16 protein-coding genes and 1 pseudogene are annotated in these 18,519 nt (G+C 66.6%); all 17 read right to left on the bottom strand.

Annotated elements, in window-relative coordinates; translation table 11 throughout:
- Positions 1–2: 2 nt before the first annotated feature.
- Positions 3–1,469 (bottom strand): SCO6880 family protein, encoded by a 1,467-nt coding sequence (locus tag BW730_RS05775; RefSeq protein ID WP_077685428.1) that lies wholly within the window; start codon positions 1,467–1,469, stop codon positions 3–5.
- 5 nt (positions 1,470–1,474) lie between these two features.
- On the bottom strand, positions 1,475–2,830 hold the full coding sequence (locus tag BW730_RS05770; protein WP_077685427.1) for a conjugal transfer protein TrbL: 1,356 nt from the start codon (positions 2,828–2,830) through the stop codon (positions 1,475–1,477).
- A 43-nt stretch (positions 2,831–2,873) separates the two neighbouring features.
- Positions 2,874–3,185, bottom strand: a complete 312-nt coding sequence (locus tag BW730_RS05765) for a DUF6112 family protein (protein WP_077685426.1) — start codon at positions 3,183–3,185, stop codon at positions 2,874–2,876.
- Between the two features lie 128 nt (positions 3,186–3,313).
- Positions 3,314–3,580 carry a DUF6112 family protein gene (locus BW730_RS05760; RefSeq protein WP_077685425.1) on the bottom strand — a complete coding sequence of 89 codons (267 nt, stop codon included), beginning with the start codon at positions 3,578–3,580 and terminating at the stop codon, positions 3,314–3,316.
- A 5-nt stretch (positions 3,581–3,585) separates the two neighbouring features.
- Complete coding sequence (locus tag BW730_RS05755; RefSeq protein WP_077685424.1) at positions 3,586–5,214, bottom strand: M23 family metallopeptidase; 1,629 nt, start codon at positions 5,212–5,214, stop codon at positions 3,586–3,588.
- A gap of 18 nt (positions 5,215–5,232) precedes the next feature.
- Complete coding sequence (locus tag BW730_RS05750; protein WP_077685423.1) at positions 5,233–5,925, bottom strand: hypothetical protein; 693 nt, start codon at positions 5,923–5,925, stop codon at positions 5,233–5,235.
- A 53-nt stretch (positions 5,926–5,978) separates the two neighbouring features.
- A complete protein-coding gene (locus BW730_RS05745; protein WP_077685422.1) occupies positions 5,979–6,992 on the bottom strand; it encodes a ParB N-terminal domain-containing protein in 1,014 nt (337 codons plus the stop codon).
- Positions 6,989–7,879, bottom strand: a complete 891-nt coding sequence (locus BW730_RS05740; RefSeq protein ID WP_077685421.1) for a hypothetical protein — start codon at positions 7,877–7,879, stop codon at positions 6,989–6,991. The genes BW730_RS05745 and BW730_RS05740 overlap by 4 nt, the downstream gene beginning before the upstream one ends.
- A 527-nt stretch (positions 7,880–8,406) precedes the next feature.
- Positions 8,407–9,156 (bottom strand): DUF2637 domain-containing protein, encoded by a 750-nt coding sequence (locus BW730_RS05730; protein WP_193432364.1) that lies wholly within the window; start codon positions 9,154–9,156, stop codon positions 8,407–8,409.
- On the bottom strand, positions 9,156–10,100 hold the full coding sequence (locus BW730_RS05725; protein WP_077685419.1) for a bifunctional DNA primase/polymerase: 945 nt from the start codon (positions 10,098–10,100) through the stop codon (positions 9,156–9,158). Before BW730_RS05725 ends, BW730_RS05730 begins: the two co-directional genes overlap by 1 nt.
- Positions 10,100–11,185, bottom strand: coding sequence for an ArdC-like ssDNA-binding domain-containing protein (locus BW730_RS05720; protein WP_077685418.1), 1,086 nt, complete (start codon positions 11,183–11,185; stop codon positions 10,100–10,102). The genes BW730_RS05725 and BW730_RS05720 overlap by 1 nt, the downstream gene beginning before the upstream one ends.
- An 80-nt stretch (positions 11,186–11,265) precedes the next feature.
- Positions 11,266–12,801 (bottom strand): integrase core domain-containing protein, encoded by a 1,536-nt coding sequence (locus BW730_RS05715; protein WP_077685417.1) that lies wholly within the window; start codon positions 12,799–12,801, stop codon positions 11,266–11,268.
- Between the two features lie 100 nt (positions 12,802–12,901).
- Positions 12,902–14,194, bottom strand: a pseudogene (locus BW730_RS05710) (ISL3 family transposase); the annotation flags it as partial.
- A gap of 402 nt (positions 14,195–14,596) precedes the next feature.
- On the bottom strand, positions 14,597–15,427 hold the full coding sequence (locus BW730_RS05705) for a helix-turn-helix domain-containing protein (protein ID WP_226997092.1): 831 nt from the start codon (positions 15,425–15,427) through the stop codon (positions 14,597–14,599).
- Between the two features lie 106 nt (positions 15,428–15,533).
- The gene (locus BW730_RS05700; RefSeq protein ID WP_077685415.1) at positions 15,534–16,802 is read right to left on the bottom strand and encodes an MFS transporter; all 1,269 of its coding nucleotides are present in this window, start codon (positions 16,800–16,802) and stop codon (positions 15,534–15,536) included.
- Positions 16,799–17,320, bottom strand: a complete 522-nt coding sequence (locus BW730_RS19110; protein ID WP_237267988.1) for an ATP-binding cassette domain-containing protein — start codon at positions 17,318–17,320, stop codon at positions 16,799–16,801. The genes BW730_RS05700 and BW730_RS19110 overlap by 4 nt, the downstream gene beginning before the upstream one ends.
- Positions 17,321–17,364: 44 nt before the next feature.
- Positions 17,365–18,453 (bottom strand): ATP-binding cassette domain-containing protein, encoded by a 1,089-nt coding sequence (locus tag BW730_RS19105; protein WP_269466651.1) that lies wholly within the window; start codon positions 18,451–18,453, stop codon positions 17,365–17,367.
- Between the last annotated feature and the right edge of the window lie 66 nt (positions 18,454–18,519).

Here is an 18,519-nt window from a genome sequence, read left to right as displayed (position 1 = left end):
CCTCAGACAGACCGGCACAGAGGCAACGCGGCGGCCGTAAAGGCCGCCGCCTGCTGACCAACGAGGGGTCTGGTCTCGCAAGAGGCTTGGATCGCTGCCTGTTCAATAGCCGCTACCGCCGCTTCCAGCTCGTCGACGGTAGGGGCAGAGACGCTGATGAGACCGGTGTAGCGCAGTACCCCGTGGCCTGCGGTGAGGTCGGCTTCCTGCTGGAGAACGTCTTGGTACTCGGCAGTGAGGGCGGCGTCCTCGATCTGGCCAATCTTCGCCCTCTGAGTGGCGTCGCTGATGTGCTCGACCTTCTTCTTGCGGATGTCTCGGGCGGCTTGGTCCGAGCGCATCGGAGTGCAGATCAGCGAGAAGCTGCGTTGGACGCCGGTGGACAGCAGTACCGGCGACAGGAATCCGGGATAGACCATCGAGCGGGGCCACTCACTGATCCACAGTGTCGTGTGGTGGGCGGAGTCGGTGCGCAGCCGTGTCCAGGACTCGTTGACTGCGACCGGGCCGGCGGTAGCGAGGTTCTGTCCCAGCTCGCCGTGACGTTCGAGGGTGGCGGCGATCGCCGGGTCGTAGGCACCGCGGAGGATGACGGCGATCTTTCCAGCGGTGAGCCATCCGGAGGGTGTGAGGTCGGCGGAGCGCAGAGCTGCAACGAGGGTGGACATCTCCTGGCGGAGTACGGCTGCGCCGCCGCGGATGCCGCCGCCGGCGGTCCTGATCTGCCGAGCGGCGGCTTTCATGTCCAGCGAGAGAGACAGGGTGGTGGCGTGTCGTTCTCCGGCGGGCCCGGCGCGGTCAATGAGTTCGGCGTAGGTGGTCGCCGCCCAGGAGTCGTCGGAGATCCCGTGGGAGGCCCACCATTCGGCCAGCCCGGTGCCGGAGTCCGGCAGGGTGCGCTCCAACACTTGGAGAGTGGCGATTCGGCCGGATCGGCACACGGTGGCCAGCACGCGGCCCCAGGAGGTGACGCGACGCTCCTGCTCGCCCGGATCGAGGAGCACGAACGCGGGATGGCTGATCTCGCACACAACAGTCAGGGTCTGCTGGTGGGGGTCGTGGATCATCCCAGCGTTCGTGTCGGGGTCGGTGTATTCGCGGAGTCGCGCCGTGTCGCCGGGCAGGGCGAGGGTGCCGACGGGGCGTGGGGTGACGACCCGCCTGCGGTAGAGAAGTTGCCCGCCGGTGGAACGCCAGAGCCACCAGGACGCGACGGGTAACCATTCGATGGCTGGGCGTCCGGCGATGGGTGTCCAGGTCAGGGCGGCGGCGAGTACCCAGACGGGTGCGGTGTAGGCGAGCAGGATGCCGCCGCCGGCGTATAGCGCGCCGACGATGCTCAGGATGCCGGTGGCCAAGGTGATGAGCTGGGTCAGAGACAGGCCCAGCAGCACTCCCCGGCGGGTGAGGCGGGAGAACTTCACTGGCACCAGTTCCGACGACATGGCGCGCTCGTTCTTGGTCGTCATGGTTCTCACTCCTTCCCGGTCGGCTTCGGAGCCGGAGGTGGGGTCTGTTTTGGTGCAGTCGGTGTCTTGGGCGCCGGGGTGGACGGCGGCGGTGTCTGTGACGGCGGGGGTGTGCTGCCTGCCTGGGAGGCGGAGTCTGCGGCGGTCTCGCCGTGCCCGCCGAGCGCGGCGCCGGCTTTGGGCCCAGCGGTAGCGGCGTCTTTGGCGACCTTTGCTGCGATTACTGCCGCTGCGACCGGGCCTGCTGCCGCGGCCCCTGCCCCTGCGGAGCTGCCGCCCGCGGCGGCGGCCTTCCCTCCTCCGGCTCCGGCAACGCCACCAGGGCCCTGGGGCGCCGTGTTTGTCGGTGGCGGCGGGGTCTTCCCACCCCCGCCGCCTCCGGAGTTGTTGCCGCCGTCGAGGACCTTCTTTGGCTCGCCGCCCTGCGGCTTCGATGGTGTGGGGATGGGCCGGTTGAGGGCGTTCTTCGCGTCCTGCTCGGACCCGATCGCGTGGTACATGTCGAAGCCCACAAAGGACAGGAACTTGTACGTCAGGTAGGGGGCGAATGCGGCCATGGCCATCAGCACGATCCCGGCGATCGGATCGGCGACGGAGGACAGATCCCCGTCGATCGGCGCGGAGACTTGGGTGATGGCGACGAGGAACATCACGACCAGGACGAGCTTGGAGACGATCAGGGCGATGACGAACATCGCCCATTTGCTGATCCATCCCTTCGTGGCATCCCATGACGCACCGGAAAACGCCAGCGGCGCGAGAACGATCGCGACTAGCAGGAGGGCCTTGCGGACCAGCAAGCTCAACCACACGATGGCGGCGGCGGCGATGGCGAGGCCAGCGAGGAAGATCGTGATGATCGCCCCGACCCCGGGGGCGGCGATGTTGATCCCGACCAGGCCTGCGGCCAGCAGCGTGATCTTGTCACCCATCGATTCGGTGGTTTCGCCAGCGGCTTGGACGATGCCGATGCAGAGCTGATCGACGATCTCCAGGAGCAACGCGGTCAGGGTGATGACGACGAACGATCCGAGGACGGATTTTGCTAGGCCGAGTGCTGCCCGGGACAGGGCGGTCGGGTCACGGCGGATGAGGCCGGTGATGAGTTGGAGGCAGAAGAAGATCAGCATCACGAACACGGCGATGCCGAACAAGATGTTGTAGACCGCCACATACTCCGGCCGGGTGACGTCGACCAGGGTGGTGGTGTCGAACACGGTCCAGACGGCCTCGAACAGCCAGCCCGCGGCGGCGCCCATCGCGGAGGCGAGCCAGTCGAACGGTGCCGCCACCAGGGACGCGGCGGCTTCGCCGGCTGTGTCGCAGACGGACGAGATGATGGGGACATCGCACACACCCACCGCAATCACTCCTCACACTTAGGGGTCGAGTCGGGTGGGTGGGTCAGACCTGCTGGCCGACGTTCCAGAAGAAGTTGATCAGCGTCACCGACGCTCCGCAGATCACTGCCGCACCGCAGGAGACGAGGACGCCGACCTTTCCGCGGCCGGCGAGATGCGGGTTGGAGGAGTTCGCGCCGAAGCCCCACACGATCGCCGAGATGATCAGCGCCAGCACGGACAGGATCAGTCCGACGGTCATGACGGCGCCGACGATGGTGCGGAGTTGTGCGATACCGGGCAGGCCGTCGCTGTTGGGATCGATGTTGATGTCCATGGGCATGAGCACGGGCAGGGCGGTGATGAGATCGAACACGGTGGGCCTCCTGACGAACGTTCACCGCCCATAGGGCGAAGAACATGGATGGGTTCGTCGGGCAGGTGCGCGGCCCAACCCGCGACGCTGCGAACACGACAGGTCCGGGACGGGGCGGCAGGGCGTCGTCAGAGCTGCTGGCCGAGGGTGATGAGCCAGTTCATCCACGCGACCCCGCCGCCGGCCACGACTGTGGTCCCGAGGGCGGTCCACGCGCCGATGCGTGCCTTGGACGCGGCGGTGTGGTTGCCGTTGGCGGTAGCGATGGCCCAGATGATGGCGGAGACGATCAGCATCAGCACGGCGGTGATGAGCACGAACGTCAGGAGCGCGCCGACCACTTCGCGCAGGTCGCCGATGCCGCTCAGGCCCTCGAAGTCGGGGAACACGTCCATGGCCGTCAGCTTCCGGTTCGCACGGTAACGTGGAGGTGGTCGATGTGCCGGGTGGTGATATCGGTGCCGTGCGCGTAGTCGCGCCACCCTTCGACGTCTCGGGCCAAGGACCAGATCTTGTCCTGCCAGATCAGATAATCGACGCCGAGGGTTTCGGCGTGGTCCTTCATCCAGTTGGTGACCCGCCATCCGGCCTCGAGCTGCGGGGGAGTCGGGCGTTGGCCGATGGCGTTGCCGAACGTGAGATCGCATGCCCGCCCCAGGGGGTGTTCGGAGACAGTGCCGGGACGTGGCCAGTAGCAGGACCACGAGGTCTCCGGGAACGCTGCGGTGGCCTGGGTGTGGAGGTTCAGGAGGCGGGCGGTGATCTGCCCACCGCTGGTGGGGTCGTCGACCATTCGGTCTGGGTCGCCATCCACCGGCTCCGGCTCCCCGCCCGGTGTCCCCGGCCTGGGGTTGCAGCCGCCGGGTGTGCCGGTGGCAGGCTCGGGCAGGTCGGCGGCGTTGTGGGCGTTGAGCCAGGAGGCGGGGTCGGTGTGCTGGCCGTTGGTGCCGCCGTTGCGGACCTCGAAGTGCAGGTGTGGTCCGGTGGAGTTGCCGGAGGAGCCAACGTCGCCGATGTGCTGTCCGGCGGTCACGGTGTCGCCGGCGGTGACGCGGATGCCGGTCTCCCACATGTGCGCATACGCCGTCGCGACGACTGCTCCGTCGATGTGATGTTCGATGACGACAAGTCCGCCGTAGCCGCCGGAGAATTCCGCGACGGTCACGGTGCCGTCTGCTGCGGCGAGGATGGGGGTGCCGTCGGGGGCGGCGAAGTCGGTGCCGGTGTGGAACGAGTTCTCCCCGGTGATTGGGTGGACCCGGGGCCCGTAGTCCGAGGAGGGAACCCAGGTGCCCTCCGGCAGCGGGAACACCACCCGCGACGACTCCGCCGCGGTCATCACTATCGGCGCAACTGTGCCGCCGGTCGAAGTGCCCGCAGTGGTCGTGGTGGTGAGGGTGGTCAGGATGGTCTCGGCGACGGGCTCGTAGTTGCGGTACCGGTCGGGATAGGCAGATACCTCGACGGCCTGGGCGGCTTCGCCCTTGTCCATCGATTCCCAGCCGGGGATATCTAGCAGCCCTCGGGGACTGGGGTAGTTCGGCCCGTCTGGTCCTCCGAAGAACGCCCGCGCCTGATAGACGGGGTCCATGAGGTCGGCGACCGTGCCCCACCCGGACTGAGGTCGCATCTGGAACAGACCCAGCGAGTCGTGGTCGGAGCCGTCACCGTCGTTGGGGTAGTTCCCGGATTCGGGGTAGGTGCCCGTGTTGGCGAGCATGCGCAGGGTGGATTCGGTGAGGGCTGCCATCAGCGCGATCTGGAGCCCGTCCCGGGTAACCCCGTCGATGCCCGAGCCGGTCTCGATGATTGTCGCGGCGTGGGTGAGCTGCCGGTTGTTGAGGGTGAATGTCTCGCCGTTCGCGGTGGTCACGGTCAACGACTCGGGGACATCGCCGATCGTGATGCCGTTCCCGGTGACGGTGCACGCGGCCGTGGAGGCAGGGTTCATCAGCACCCCGATCCCGACCAGAGCGAACGACGGGCCGAGTAGAACCAGGGCGAGCGCGGCAGCGGCGAGCTTCTTCACGAGTGATTCACCCCGGCCTTATCGGAGGGGGTTGTCGAGCTGGGACAGCCGCAGCAGATGGCAGGTGTCGTAGGTCGGGCCGCAGACGATGAACACCGTGAACGTGACCGGGTGTTCGGAGGTGACCGGTTGGTTGTTCCAGAGGCCGGTGCGGTGGCGGGTGCCCTCGAATGTGAAGGCGGTCGTTCCCGCAGCGAACTGGCCCGGCTGGGCTTGGCCGATGGCGGTGTCCCAGGCATCGGGGACGAACAGGGTGTCGATGGTGAGGTGCTGGGTCGTGGCGTACTGGCGCAGCTCAACCCATGCCTCCCGGGTGGGCAGGTAGGTGGTGATGTCGGAGGCAAGCCCGGCTTGCTCGGCGCCAGTGGGGTCGCCGACAGCAAGAAGTACTGAGGTGTAGTCCAGGGGCATGAACCCGGACGCGGTGTCCCAGGCGAAGAGGGCGGCCGCAACGTTGCGGGCGAAGGTCTCCGGATCATCCGACCCGGCTACGACGGGCAGGCGCGGTGTCGCAGTCGGCGCCGGGACGGTAGGTGTCGTGGCGACCGGCCCAGGACCGGCCGCGCCGCTGTCGGTGCCGGCTGGCGTGGGTGGTCCAGTGATGAGGCCGTAGACGCCGACACCGGCCAGCACGAGAACCGCCGCGACGGCGGCGAGCACGGCGATCCACCGGCGACGGATACGGGGGTCAGTGAGGTCGGGTGTCTTCATGCCCCGTAGGTGCACAACCGGAACCCATCGGCGCGAAGGAAGGCGCGGAGTAGTCAGAGGGCGCGAAGGTGACCGCGGACGGGCGCGAGGTCACTGCCGGTCTGTCGGTCGTGGGCAGCACGCAGCTCGTCCGCGAACCGGCCAGTCCCGGCGACCGTGCTCAAGAAGGACTCGATCTGTTCGTCGCTGAGTTCGGCGGCGAGCTGATCGACGTCGTAGTGGGTCCACCAGTCGGCCAGTTCGCCCCAGGTGAGCACGAACGCTCGCACCGGATACTGCATCGGCTCGCCACCTCCGTCGGAGGACGGGATGGGGCGGGGTGTGCGTTTCTTCGTCTTGCTGTTCTTGGCTCGGGACAGCGCGTCGGAGGCGATCTGGTGCAGGTCAGTCTCACGCTGATCTTGAGCGGTGGTCGCGGTGGCGCGGATGGATTCGTAAATGGGATGGACCGGCGCGCCTGCATCGATGCGTGCCAACTCAGCGGTGACGTGCGCGCGGAGTTCGGTCGGTTGGGCAGGGTCGGCGGCGATGTGCTCCAGGTAGCCGATCTTGTCGAGGGTCTTGTAGGAGGCGCCGCCCGGAATCATCGCCGCGGCCTGCTCGCGGGTCTTGCCGCGAGGGCCGGGTGACGGTGGTGGAAATTTTCCACCACCGTCAGCTCCCGGCTGGTGGTCGCTGCTGAACATGGTTGCTGCTTGTCGCCGTTCGGCGTCTTCGGCCATAAGCGTTTTCAGTTCCCGGTAGAGGGCGGCGGCCTCGGTCTGTGTCAGTGGCTTGTGCAGCGCGTTGTCGTCCTGCTCGGCCAGGAGATGTCCGAGGCGGTCGGAGATCCCGGAGCGGACCCACACGTTGACTTTCTTCCAGCCGAGACGTGTGATCGCCGCCAGCCGACGTGCACCGCACACCAGCACCCCGTCGGGGGTGATCGTGATGGGTTGCAGGAGCCCGTCGCGCTCAATAGACGCAGCGAGTTCATCGATGTCGCCCAGCTCGGTGCGATGCCGGCGTCCGACCCGAATCGAGGCGACCGTCCGCTCCAGCTCGATGAACCCCGATGGCGCGCTCACCGCGACCCACCCCCGCCAGGTTCGCGAGGTGCGGCGAGAGAGACAGCGAGGACGAGGTCGTCATCACGCAGCAGCACCGTGACGGGCTCGCCAATCAGCAGCCGTAGCAGCACGCCCCGCCCGGCAGCGGTCGCGGCATAGGCCGGGTGGGGATTGCCCAGCACCGCTTTCAAGAGGGCAGTCCAAGAGGTGCGAGGGATGTCGAGCTGGGCGCGGGCGTGCTTGTCGCGTCGCAGCGCCTCGTAGGTGGCCTGGCGGGTGCCAGCCCTGGTCAGTGCCCCGCAGAGGTGTTCGATCCCGGCTCGCGCGGTCGACGGCGGCCAGTCCAGCAGGGTGAAGAACGCGATGGCATCCTCTACCGCCGCCGACGCCGAGGTGGACGCCCCCGCCAAGGGCTCGTCCTCATCCTGGCTCTTGCCGTCGACGGTTGGCGTTGGATCGGTGACGTGGAACGCGGGGTCGTAGTCGATCAGGGGATTGTCGCGGTCGCTGAACCGTTCCGGGTCATGGAACGCCGACACATGCGGGCGTCGTGCCTGATGCACCGAGCACAGCAAGCCTTGGGCACGTTCCTCAAAGATGCAGGTGATCCGCACCGCATGAGTGACCACCGCCCACGGATCGATCGCGGTCCGGGCGGCCCGGGTGCGCATCACATCGAACGCTGCGGACGCGGCCTCCCACGGGTCCAACCCGTGCTTGCGCGCCAAGGGCGCGTACTTCTCGGCTACGAACACCATCAGCTCAGCAGCCAATGGGTCGCGTCGCCATCCGCCCGGCCCTGAGGCGTGGAGCCGGCGCAGCAGGACCCGCAGGCCTTCGCCGGTTGTGAAGTCCTCGACGCTCTCGGTCGGGCGCTCGGTGGTCGTGTGCGTGTTCTCGGTCATGGTCAGGGCACCTCCTGACACACAGGTGCGCACGCGCCTCCAGCAGACGTCATCGGCGACGTGTCGGTGCTGGGGGCGCGCATCGTCAGCTCACCCCAACCCGATCCCCGAACGCGTCACCCACGACTGTGACCCACCCGAACGACCGAAGTCCGACACCGGCGGTAGACGCCGTGCCCGCTCTGCCTCGACGGATTGTGCGTCGCTGATCCGGCGTCTGCCCGCACGGACGGCCTGAGCCGGGAGGTTGCGGGTGCGGCGGGTCAGCTCGACCTCGAAATCGATACCCCGACCCGCCAACGCGGCACTGTGCCGGGCCATCAGGTCGGTAGGCCGCACCCACTCCACACCCCTCACACGGCTGACGGACGCTCCTGCCGGCGATGTGTCGCTGCCCGGACGGCTGACTCTGGCGGCCTGCACAGCCTCCGGGGTTTCTGTCCTATCGGCACGCCCCGATGAGGCGGGCGTCGTATCCGGTTCGGGCGCGTGTTGATGGCGTTCGTGTGGCTGGGCGGGATGGCTGCTCATGAGTTCTCTGCCTCCTCGACGTTGGCATCTTCGGTGTCGTCGGGAAGGTGCGCGCTGGCGAACCACCGGCCTACGGTCGAGGGATGTACCTGGAGCTCGCGGGCAATCTTCTTGTTAGACCACCCCCGGCCATGGAGCTCCCGGGCATGGTCGCGCCGATCCGCGCCCGCGGCAGCAGCCGCGCGGGGCGGTGCTTCCTTAGCCGCGGAGGGCCGTTTCAGGAGCGTGCTCCCAATGCGCGGCGGCTGTGGTGCGAGGCTTCGTTGCGCGGTCGTGGTGCCTGAGACTTCCGGCGTCTCCTCAACGGGTGACGGCTCCCCAGCGGTGGGGATGGGGCGGGTGAGGATGACGGTCAGATGGGTGATCGCCAGCAGCACAACCGGCGGGACTGCCGCCACACTCGCGGCCAGCACACCTGGGACATCGGCGTCGGCGGCGACGACGGCGTGGATCGCGTTCGCGGTCACAGACACGGCGGCCCCGCCGACCAGCAGCGCCCACGGGTACCAGGCTGACCGCTGTCCGGCCAGGGCGACGACGGCGACCGTAGCGACAACAATGATCCCGTCCACGATCAGCGGCCAAGCCCATGCTTGTTCTTCGCCGATTCCGGACCGGGCGGCGAGATCTGCCAATGCCGTGAAGCTGAGCCAGAACGCCCCCGCAGCGATGAATATCGTCCCGGCCTCAGCCGTCACCACCGCCCAGCGCCGGCCCGCGTGCTTGTCGAGAACGGAGGTGGACATCAAAGCCTCCGCATATTCGACGGGCCCACAGCAGCAGGATCTCCGGCAAACCAAATGCCTGCCTCTGAAGGTGCCAAGGCTCGCACCGAGGCCGAGGCCGCGTCCCGGTCGGGATGAGCGGCACGGTAGGCAGAACGGATGGTCGCGATGATCTCCCGTTCGCTCAAACCCGCATCCGAAGCAGCAGTGCCCAGTGCGTCGAGGGCATCGGAGGTTGGTAGGCCGTTCTCCGCGAGCCGGCACGCGGCCCAGAACAGGCTGCGGTTCCGCTCACCCTGCGCGCGTCCAGCGACCCATCTCGCCAACCGTGACACATCCGCACCTTGCCGCTGAGCTGTATTCATTGGCTCGCGAACTGTGGGACGCGGGTCGAGGAAATCCCGCAACCGATCCGAGTCAAGCAACGAGGACGTTCCTGCCTCGACCCGCCGCACCCGATAACAGACAACGTCTCCGGCGATGGACATCCGTGAGGGCGGGACGACGATGTATCCGCCGTCGCCACGGAAATCGATCCCCGCGCGCGCCGCCTGCCAGGACCGTTGCACCTGACCAGGCGTGGACTGGTAGTAGGCGTGCATCCCACCGGACGGCGTGGATACCAGGAGCTGCCACCTGTCCAGCAGATCCGCTCGATGGGCGCGCGAGAAACCACGAAACCCATCGACAGGGCCATGGACATCGACATCCACCACGACCATGCCCGAGGGTGCACCGGTCGGGACGCCGATGTTCGCCCCAGGAGACCGGCCCCACCATGCGGCGACTCGGTCGGCATCGGTGGTGGCGTCGTGGAAGCCGTGCTCGGTCAGCGGTCGCTTCCCGCCCGGTATGCACGGGAACACCGGTACTCCCACGCGAGCCAGCTCTTCGGCGGCAGCAGGCAACGACTGCGGGTCGGATGCTCGCGTCAGCGCACGGGCGAACACGTCTGGGAAGACCATCACAGGCCCCTCTCTCGCGCCGTTGCGGTCGCTACGGTCGAGACCCGCGCGCCAGCGTCATGTAGCAACGCTGCGCGTTCAGGCGCTGACCGTTCGCTACCGGACTGGGGCCGTTGCGGTGTCTCGCGGTCCAAGCCCGGCGGGGTGCCGTCCCCGATCTGGGTGGTATCGAGCTGGTCGAGGATTCCCATCGCGATCTTGCGAACCCGCTCACCGGTGGTCTTGACGATCTCGACCGGCTCCTTGCCGTCGACCCTGGCCGCCCACGTCGACACGTACGGAATCGTGTAACCAGAAGTGTCCATGCCGTGGGCAGCGCCGATCATCAGCGCGACCGACTCCGCCTCGACCTCCCCGATCCCACGATGCTGGCGAGCGGTCTCGGCATCAGGGCCGTGCATGAGCACATGACCGAGTTCGTGAGCGAGAGTCTTCACCTGCGCGGCCGAGTCCATGTCTTCTCGCACCGCCACCGTCTTCGCGGCGTAGTCCGTCAACCCGTTGGCACCGTGGATCATCCCCTCATGCGGGACCCGCAGCACCTCAAACCCGCGCTCCTCCACCAGAGCCGCCAACCCGCCCCACAGACCGGCCGGTGCCTCGCCTTCCAGCAGGCGCGGTGAGGGCGGTTCCGGGATCGGGTCCCCAGCCGTCTGCGCGACATCCCACACGTAGGCAGGGCGGGCGGCGATCATCTTCGACCGCACTACCTCGCCCGGCCGGGGCTGCTCGCCCTTCCCAAGCCGACGCCATGAATCGGAGGCAGCGGGATTCGATGAGGCGAAGCGTCCCGTTACCGGGGCGAAGATCATGTACCCCGGCTGGCCCTTCTCCACCTGACGGCCCAACCCCTGCCACTGCCTGTAACCCGCGACAAAGGACGGCATCGGGTCGGGCACGCGACCTGCCTCGTAGGCGGCCTCATGCTGCGCCCAGATCAGCAACGTGTTGGAAAACGATCGCGCCCGGAATCGTGCCGCGAACGCGAGCGCCCGAGCCCAGTCATCACCGGAGACGAGCTGTTCCACAGCGCCGGTCAGGCGCTCATGCAGCTCGTCGAGCTTTGCCGGCTCTTCACAATCCACGGTGTAGTTGGGGTCTGAATGTGATGTCTCACGACATCGTGGCCGGTTGTGTCTCGGGACTTCGTTGACGGTTGGGTGTCTCATGACTTCGTGGACGGTCGGTTCTGGGTGGGTCCGTGCCAGCCGTGGCGGGTGGTCGGTTTGTCGTAGGTCGCGATGGTGTGTCCTTGTGCGTCGGTGATGGTGACGGTGTCGGCATCCCAGCTGATCGTGACGTGTTCGCCTCGGCGTTTGTAGCCGGCGTAGAACTTGGAGGCGAGGGCTCCGACGTAGCCGCCTTTGGTGACGGTGCGCATGGCGGTCCCGCTGATCCCGGCGGAGGGGCTCTGGCGGGTGGTCTTCATCGGGGTGCCCTGCTGGGGGTTGCGTGGCCCGTAGTACATGCCGGTGGTCGCGGGTCGAGGGTAGGTGTTGATGACCTCGCCGTTGAGGTCGATGATCTCTACTGCGGCTGGGGTCCAGGTCACGTGGACATGCTGCCCGGCCCGGCTGGTGGCCACGTAGAACAGGCAGCTGAGCGTCTTGATCTGGCCGTTGGGTCTGACCTTGACGAGGGCCTGTCCTGTAGCAGGGTGGAGGGTGAGCCGCGTTCTGGTAGCGATCATGGCCGTCTCGGTGGAGGACGGTGTGGTCGTGGCGCGCGCCGAGGGTGGGATCTGCGGGAGGCGGGGTTCAGGAGTCGGTTCGGGTGCCGCCGGGGTAGCGGCCCACGCCTCGGCCGGGGTCTTGCCGTCGAGTGCTTGATGGGCTCGTTCGTTGTTGTAGTACTGGTCGAACTGGTCGACCAGTGCTTGCAAGGCCTCGATCGTCTTCGCGGGTGGCCTGGCGTTGAGCCACTTCTGCAGCGTCTGGTGGAACCGTTCGTTCTTGCCCTGGGTTGTCGGCCGGTCCGGTTTGCCGGTGATGGGCTTGACCCCGAGGTCGAGCAGGTAGTCGACCAGCTTGCCGGTGAAGCCGCGGCGGGTGGGGTTGAACGCCAATCCGTTGTCGGACAGCAGCCGCTGCGGGACGCCCCAGCGGCGGATCGCGGTAGACACGACCAACACAGCGGCTTTGGCTGTCTCGCCGTCGGCGACGAGGCTTGCGGTGGCGAGCCGGGAGTGGTCGTCGATGACCTGGTGGATCGACACGCTGGTGCCATCAGCCAGTGACCAGGCGAACGCGTCGATCTGCCAACAGCAGTTCGGGGCCGGGTAGACGAACCGGCGGTTCGCCGCCCGCGGCCGCTTACGCGGTTCCGGCTTGGACACGCCAGCGGCAGCGAACGCACGAGCGAGTGTAGCCCTTGAGGGCGGGTTCAGCCCCTGTCGGCGCATCCTGGCCAGCACTGACAAGGGGCCGGCGTCCAGCCCCTGCTCGGAGAGCCAAGCTCGGACGGCCAGCGCGTGCTCGATCACCTGCTGGTCGGTCCGGTTCGGGCTGTGATGGGGGCGGCGTGAGCCCGGCTCTGTCGCGCCGACCGGACCGACCTCACCGGCCTGGCGTCTGATCTTGTAGAACACCGCCCGACTGATCTGGTGCCGCTCGCAGAAGCGCGTGACCGCACCCCGCTCGGCATCATCGGGCCAGTTCGCGATCGCCCACCGCACGTCCGCGGGCACGTGGTTGAAATCCATGCCCAAACCAACCACCCGCACCCAGTGCCCACGATGTCGTGAGACTCACTGTCCACGATGTCCCGAGACAGAACCGGCCACGATGTCGTGAGACTTCACATAGTTGGGGTCTGAATCCTCCGGTCTCGAGCAGGCTGCGGGCGATGTAGTTGGTGAGGTTTCGGAAGCCGAGTGCGCTGCCGCGGAGGTGTTCGAGGCGACCGTTGATCGCTTCGGTAGGGCCGTTGCTGGTGCCGGGCCGGTCGAAGTAGGCAAGCACGTCGGCGGCTCGCTGTTTCAGGGTTCGGCCGAGGGATCGGAGTTCGACGAGCGCGGTCGGGACGCCGCTGCTGAGGCTGGCGATGAGTTGCTTCATCAGGCCATGGCCACGGGCAGGGTCGGGTTCGCGGTAGGCGGTGATCATTCGCTGGTAGGCGGCCCAGGTGACTTCGACGGCGACGTGGTCATCGTCGGTGAACAGGGCATCAAGCCGGTTCTTCTGCTTGTCGGTGAGCAGGCTCGTGCCGGTGTGGAGGGTCCGGCGCGCCGAGTAGAGCGGGTCGCCTGCCCGGCCGCGGTGGCCGTGGAGGTCTTGCTGGATCCGGCGGCGGCACTTGTCGAGGGCGTCGCCGGCGAGGCGGACGACGTGGAAGGGATCCATCACCGCGACCGCGTCAGGCAGTTCTTCGGTGGTGGCGGTCTTGAAGCCGGTGAAGCCGTCCATCGCGACCACTTCCACCTGGTCGCGCCAGGCTTGGTCGCGTTCGGACAGCCAGGTCTTGAACACGCTCTTGGAGCGGCCCTCGACCATGTCCAGCAACCTGACCGGTCCGCTGTTCGTCCTTGCTGGCGTCAGGTCGATGATCACGGTCACGTACTTGTCACCGCGGCGGGTGTGTCTCCACACGTGCTCATCCACGCCGATCGTGGTGACCCCGGCGAACCGTGCCGGGTCGTTGATCAGCACCCGCTTACCCTCGGCGAGAACCGCGTCGTTCGCCGTGTTCCAACTGACGTCCAAGCCTTCGGCGACCCGGGCCACGGTGAGGTGCTGGACCACGATCCCTTCCAGAGCCCACCGCAGCCCGCGGCGCGACAGCCGCGCCTTGGGCTCGGCCGCCTTCGCGGTGTCCTGGCGCCACACATGAGCGCAGTCGGCGCACCGGTACCGGCGGACGAGCACTTCCAGCACGGTCGGCCGCCAGCCGAGCGGTTCGTGAGCGAGCCGCCGCACCACCGTGTCACGCAACAGACCGTGCTGGCCGCAGCGGTGGCACCAGTCGTCCGGATCGACAACCCGGCAGGCGATGACCGCCCGTCCAGGTTCGAGTCGTTGACCAACAGCGACGAGCCCCAGCTCGTCGAGCCGGCAGAAGGTGGTCAGGTCAGGGGCAGCGAAGGTAGCGTCGGGCACGTCGAGGTCTTCCAGATGTTCGGTGTGAGAACCTCCATCCTCGGGAGGCCTCGACCCTCACCCCGGCACCGACGCGCCGGACCTGCTCACACCCCGCCTACACCCCCGATTGCGATGAGCCGCTTTGCCTCCCGCGCCTCCTGGGATTGCTCCCGCGTTCTGGCCATGGCCTGGTCTCCTCCCGATACCCTGAGCACCGGGCCGATCGGGCTCGGTGACCAACAGGTACGCCGGGACCACCAGTAACGAGAGACGGACAGCGAAACAAGCGTTGCGACCGTCGGGCGCGGCGGTGAACCCAACGAGTCCTATCTGGACTACCAGTCGAGCGGCTACCTCCGGGCGGAGGCGCGGGTGAGATGCGGATACTCGTACCTCACATGCGCAGATGTGTATCACTGCTCACTCTCTGAATTTGTCCCGACTGAGCTGCCGGTATCGAACCGGCGTTACTCCGACGGCCTCGCGGAAGATTCGGGAGGCATGGCCTCGGCTTAGCCAGCCGACCTGGCGCATCGCGGTTTCGACAGGTACGTCGGTCTCCCGTAGCAGTCGCGCCAGGTTCTCGGCGCGCACTGTCGATAGGTAGGTCATTGGCGTCTTGCCGTAGGCATCCACGAAGACACGTCCGAGTTGCGACGGCGACAAATGCACGGCAGATGCGAGATCTTGAAGAGTCCACCGCTCGTCGGGCCGGTCGCGAAGCAATTCCAGCGCCTGCCGAGCTTCAGCGCGCAAAGGCGCGAACTGACGAAGCGACGGGGGACCGGGCCGGCGGGAGGTCTTCCGCTGGCTGGGCGTGCGGCGCACCGAGGTGGTTTTCACATACGGAATGGTCACGTCGAGCACCGCGAAAAGCAGGGCTTGCATCCGGAAGAACCGATCCGATGATGCACCGCTGATGCTGAGCGCCACCAACTCGTCCAACCACGGCATGAGCATCCCTGCACGGTTCTCGCCAAGGTGCAAAATCTGGGCGGGCTCGGAGTACAGCTCGTCAGTGAAACCTTGCGCGTCGAGCCGGTCCGCAAGCAGCGCGGCGTGTTGCCAGAACACTTGGTCGACGATGTAGTCGCGATCTAGGTACAGGGTGGTGACGGTGATCGACCCCTCAGGGTCGCTTCCGCACAGAGTGTTTGCCGCGAGGGCCACGACATCGCCCACCTTGACTGGTTTCTCGCCGAATTCGCTAAACAGAATCGCGGAGCCATCGCGAACAAAGATCAACTTCACACAGTCGTAGGCGACGGGGGCGATGGGGGCATGGATCGTTCGGCTTCGAGCCACTAACGGCTCGAAGCCGACCTCCCGAGTCGTCTCGTGAGACACCGGTCGCTGTTCAGTGAGCGTCCAGGGGGTGCCGTACCTCGCTTTCTCGCATGCGCCCAGCCATCAGCGCGATGAGCGCCAGAACTGGTGGGATGACTCCTGCGATCACGAAGATCGTGGGGATGGGTATGAGGAGCGAAAGGGGGCCGGCTATAGCGATCGAGACCGGCATGAACGCGATCGAGACGAAGAAGTCGAGGCTCGCGACTCGGCCGATCATGTCGAGCGGCACGAGTCGCTGAAGCAGCGTCCCCCAGACAACGACCCCGGCTCCCGTCGTTGCGCCGACAAGGAACAGCGCTCCGAGCATCAGGATCAGGTTGTTGGCGACGCCGATAGCCACGAGAGGAAGCGTGCCCCCGCCCCAGCAGACGATCATGAACGTGAGGTAGCGACGCGGGAGTTTCAGCGACGACACGACGAGCGAGCCGACCGCCCCGCCGATCCCGTATGCAGCGAGGAGGAATCCGAAAGTCGCTTCGGCGTCCTCGAATCGGTCGCGGGTAAGGAAGGGCAGGAGCACCTCGATCGGACCCTGCATGATGAGCGCGAGTGAGGAACCGAAAATCAGCGTCCAGAGCAGCCAGCGCGTGCGCGACACGTAACTTACTCCCGCACGGAGGTCTCCCCAGATGCTCGCACGCTCCTCGGGCGATGTGCCGCGAACTGGTTCGTCGCGGTGGCTGAGGAACAGAGTGATGACGAATGCAACCAAGTACGAACCCGCGACGATTGCCGCCCCGATGGCAGGGAAGAAAAGACCGACGACGATTCCCCCGAGAGCGGGGCCGAGCCCTTGACCCATCGATGGGCGTAGTGCGCCCTCGAGTCCATTCGCAGCAAGGAGTTGTTCTGCCGGAAGTACCTCTGGCAAGTACGCGCTGTACGCCGGATAGAAAAACGCGCTTCCGGCGCCCATCGCGAACGAGGCGACGCCGACATGCCACAGCTCGATCGTTCCGGTGAGCGATAGAACGGCCACCATACCCATAACGACGGCGGTGCAGCCCTGAACGGTGATGATGATTCGGCGTTTGGAGAATCTATCCGCGACCACGCCGCCGAGAATCGAGAACGCGAACAGGCCGAGACTCATGCCTGTTGCGACCGCGGAGAGCGCAAGAGGACTGTCATCAAGCGCGAGCACTTGAAAGACCATGACGATCGTCCACATACCCGTTCCGAAAACCTCGATGCCCACCGCAGCGAACAGAAGGCGGTAGTCCCGAGTCGCCAGAGGCCGCAAGGCACGCATCCGGTCGAACTTCTTCTCGCTCATACGAGTGCCTCGCGATCGACCGACGCCGTCAGTTGAAGACTCGGCCAATCCTCCACGTCACGGAGGAGCTGCCGATCATGCGTCGAGAGAACGACGGCCGCCTGAGTTGCGCCGAGAGCCTCGGTGAGTTCTTCAACGAGCGCAATGGAGAGATGATTGGTGGGTTCATCCAACAGCAGCACGTGGGGACGTGTCGCGAGCACGAGGGCCAGATCAAGTCGGCGCTGTTGCCCCATCGACAGCTCTCCCACGCGCTTGCTCGCCTCACGCGGACGCAGGAGACCGAGTTGTGAGAGGCCGATGGCTTCCGAGGATTCCATGACGCCTGCGGCGATGAGTTCGCCGACGTGCGCGGCATATAGCTCGCTGACCCTCCGGTCCTCTGGCAGGGCAGTTTCCTGGCGGAGGTAGCCCAGCCGCGTTCCACGAGGACACCGAGCAGTTCCGGTGTCCGGACTCAGATCGCCAGCGGCGATGCTCAGCAGCGTCGACTTGCCGACGCCGTTCGGTCCGGTCACCACGAGGCGGCCACGGTGTGAGAGCGAGAACGAAACCGGCTCGGTCAGCCGCCCTGCGACACTGACGTTGTCAACATCAATGAGGACGGCCCCGGTCCTTGTCGGAAGGTCGGGGAACCGGAAGAGCTGCGGTGGTTCGGGACCGTAATGGCGTGAGCTTCGAGGACTTCCTGGCGCCGGTGCACGTTCTGCACGAGCCCGCCGGCGCGGGTTGCGCGGCCGTGCTTATTGGTGCCCTTTTCCGGACGCCATCCCGAGACGAGCCTGTTCTGTGCGGCGCTAAGGCTCTCCTGCAGGCGGGCATGCTCGGCTTGCTGGCGGTCGTAATCCTGCTCCCACCGGACGCGTTCGGCTTGGCGCCCCTCCCTGTATCCGGAGTAACCGCTGCCGTAGATGCGCGGGCGATCATCCAGTGTCGGGTCAAGATCGACAACGGTGTCCGCAATGTCGGACAGCAGGGCTCGATCGTGGCTGACAACGACCACACCGCCGCTGCGACTTCGGAGCTGCGCCGTCAAGAAATCGAGTCCGCTGCGATCAATATGGTTGGTGGGCTCGTCGAGTAGAAGGAAGTCATGGTCCGCGCCTAGGAGGCAAGCCAAGCGGACCCGATACCTCTGCCCCACAGATAGATCAGCGAGCAACTTAGTCTTGTCGGTCTCCGCCTCCAGGGCTTCGAGCGCTATCTGCACGCGCCGCTCGGCATCCCAGGCATCGAGCGCCTCGGCGAGTTCCAACGAGGCGGCGTACTCCTCTGCGGCTCCATCTATTCCGTTGGCAAGCGCGCGAGCGGCTGCATCGAATGTCGCCAACGCCGCAAGCGGTTCGGCGATTGAGTCCGCCACAGCCTGGCCAACGGTTCTCTCGTCGGCAGCTGTCATCTCCTGTTCGGCGAGACCAAGAGTGCCAATGCGTTGCACAGTTCCGCTATCGGGCGGCAATGTGCCGGCCAGGACGTGCAGGAGGGTGGACTTTCCGCGCCCGTTCTCTCCCACGATCGCGACTCGGGATGAGGGCGTGACGACGAGGTTGACGTAATTAAGCACAGACATCGTGCCCCTCATCACAGAGACGTCGGTGGCAGTGAGCTGCGCGTGATGGCGCGCCGGATGACGGTTGGTAGGGGTGAGCATTCGAATCCTTCGATACGGCGCACCAGAAGCCGAGAGGCAATCGGGTACGCAAATGACGGCGACCCT

Origin of the sequence: Tessaracoccus aquimaris, from assembly GCF_001997345.1 — a bacterium.
Classification (GTDB): Bacteria; Actinomycetota; Actinomycetes; order Propionibacteriales; family Propionibacteriaceae; genus Arachnia; species Arachnia aquimaris.
This window is presented reverse-complemented; position numbering and strand designations above follow the sequence as displayed.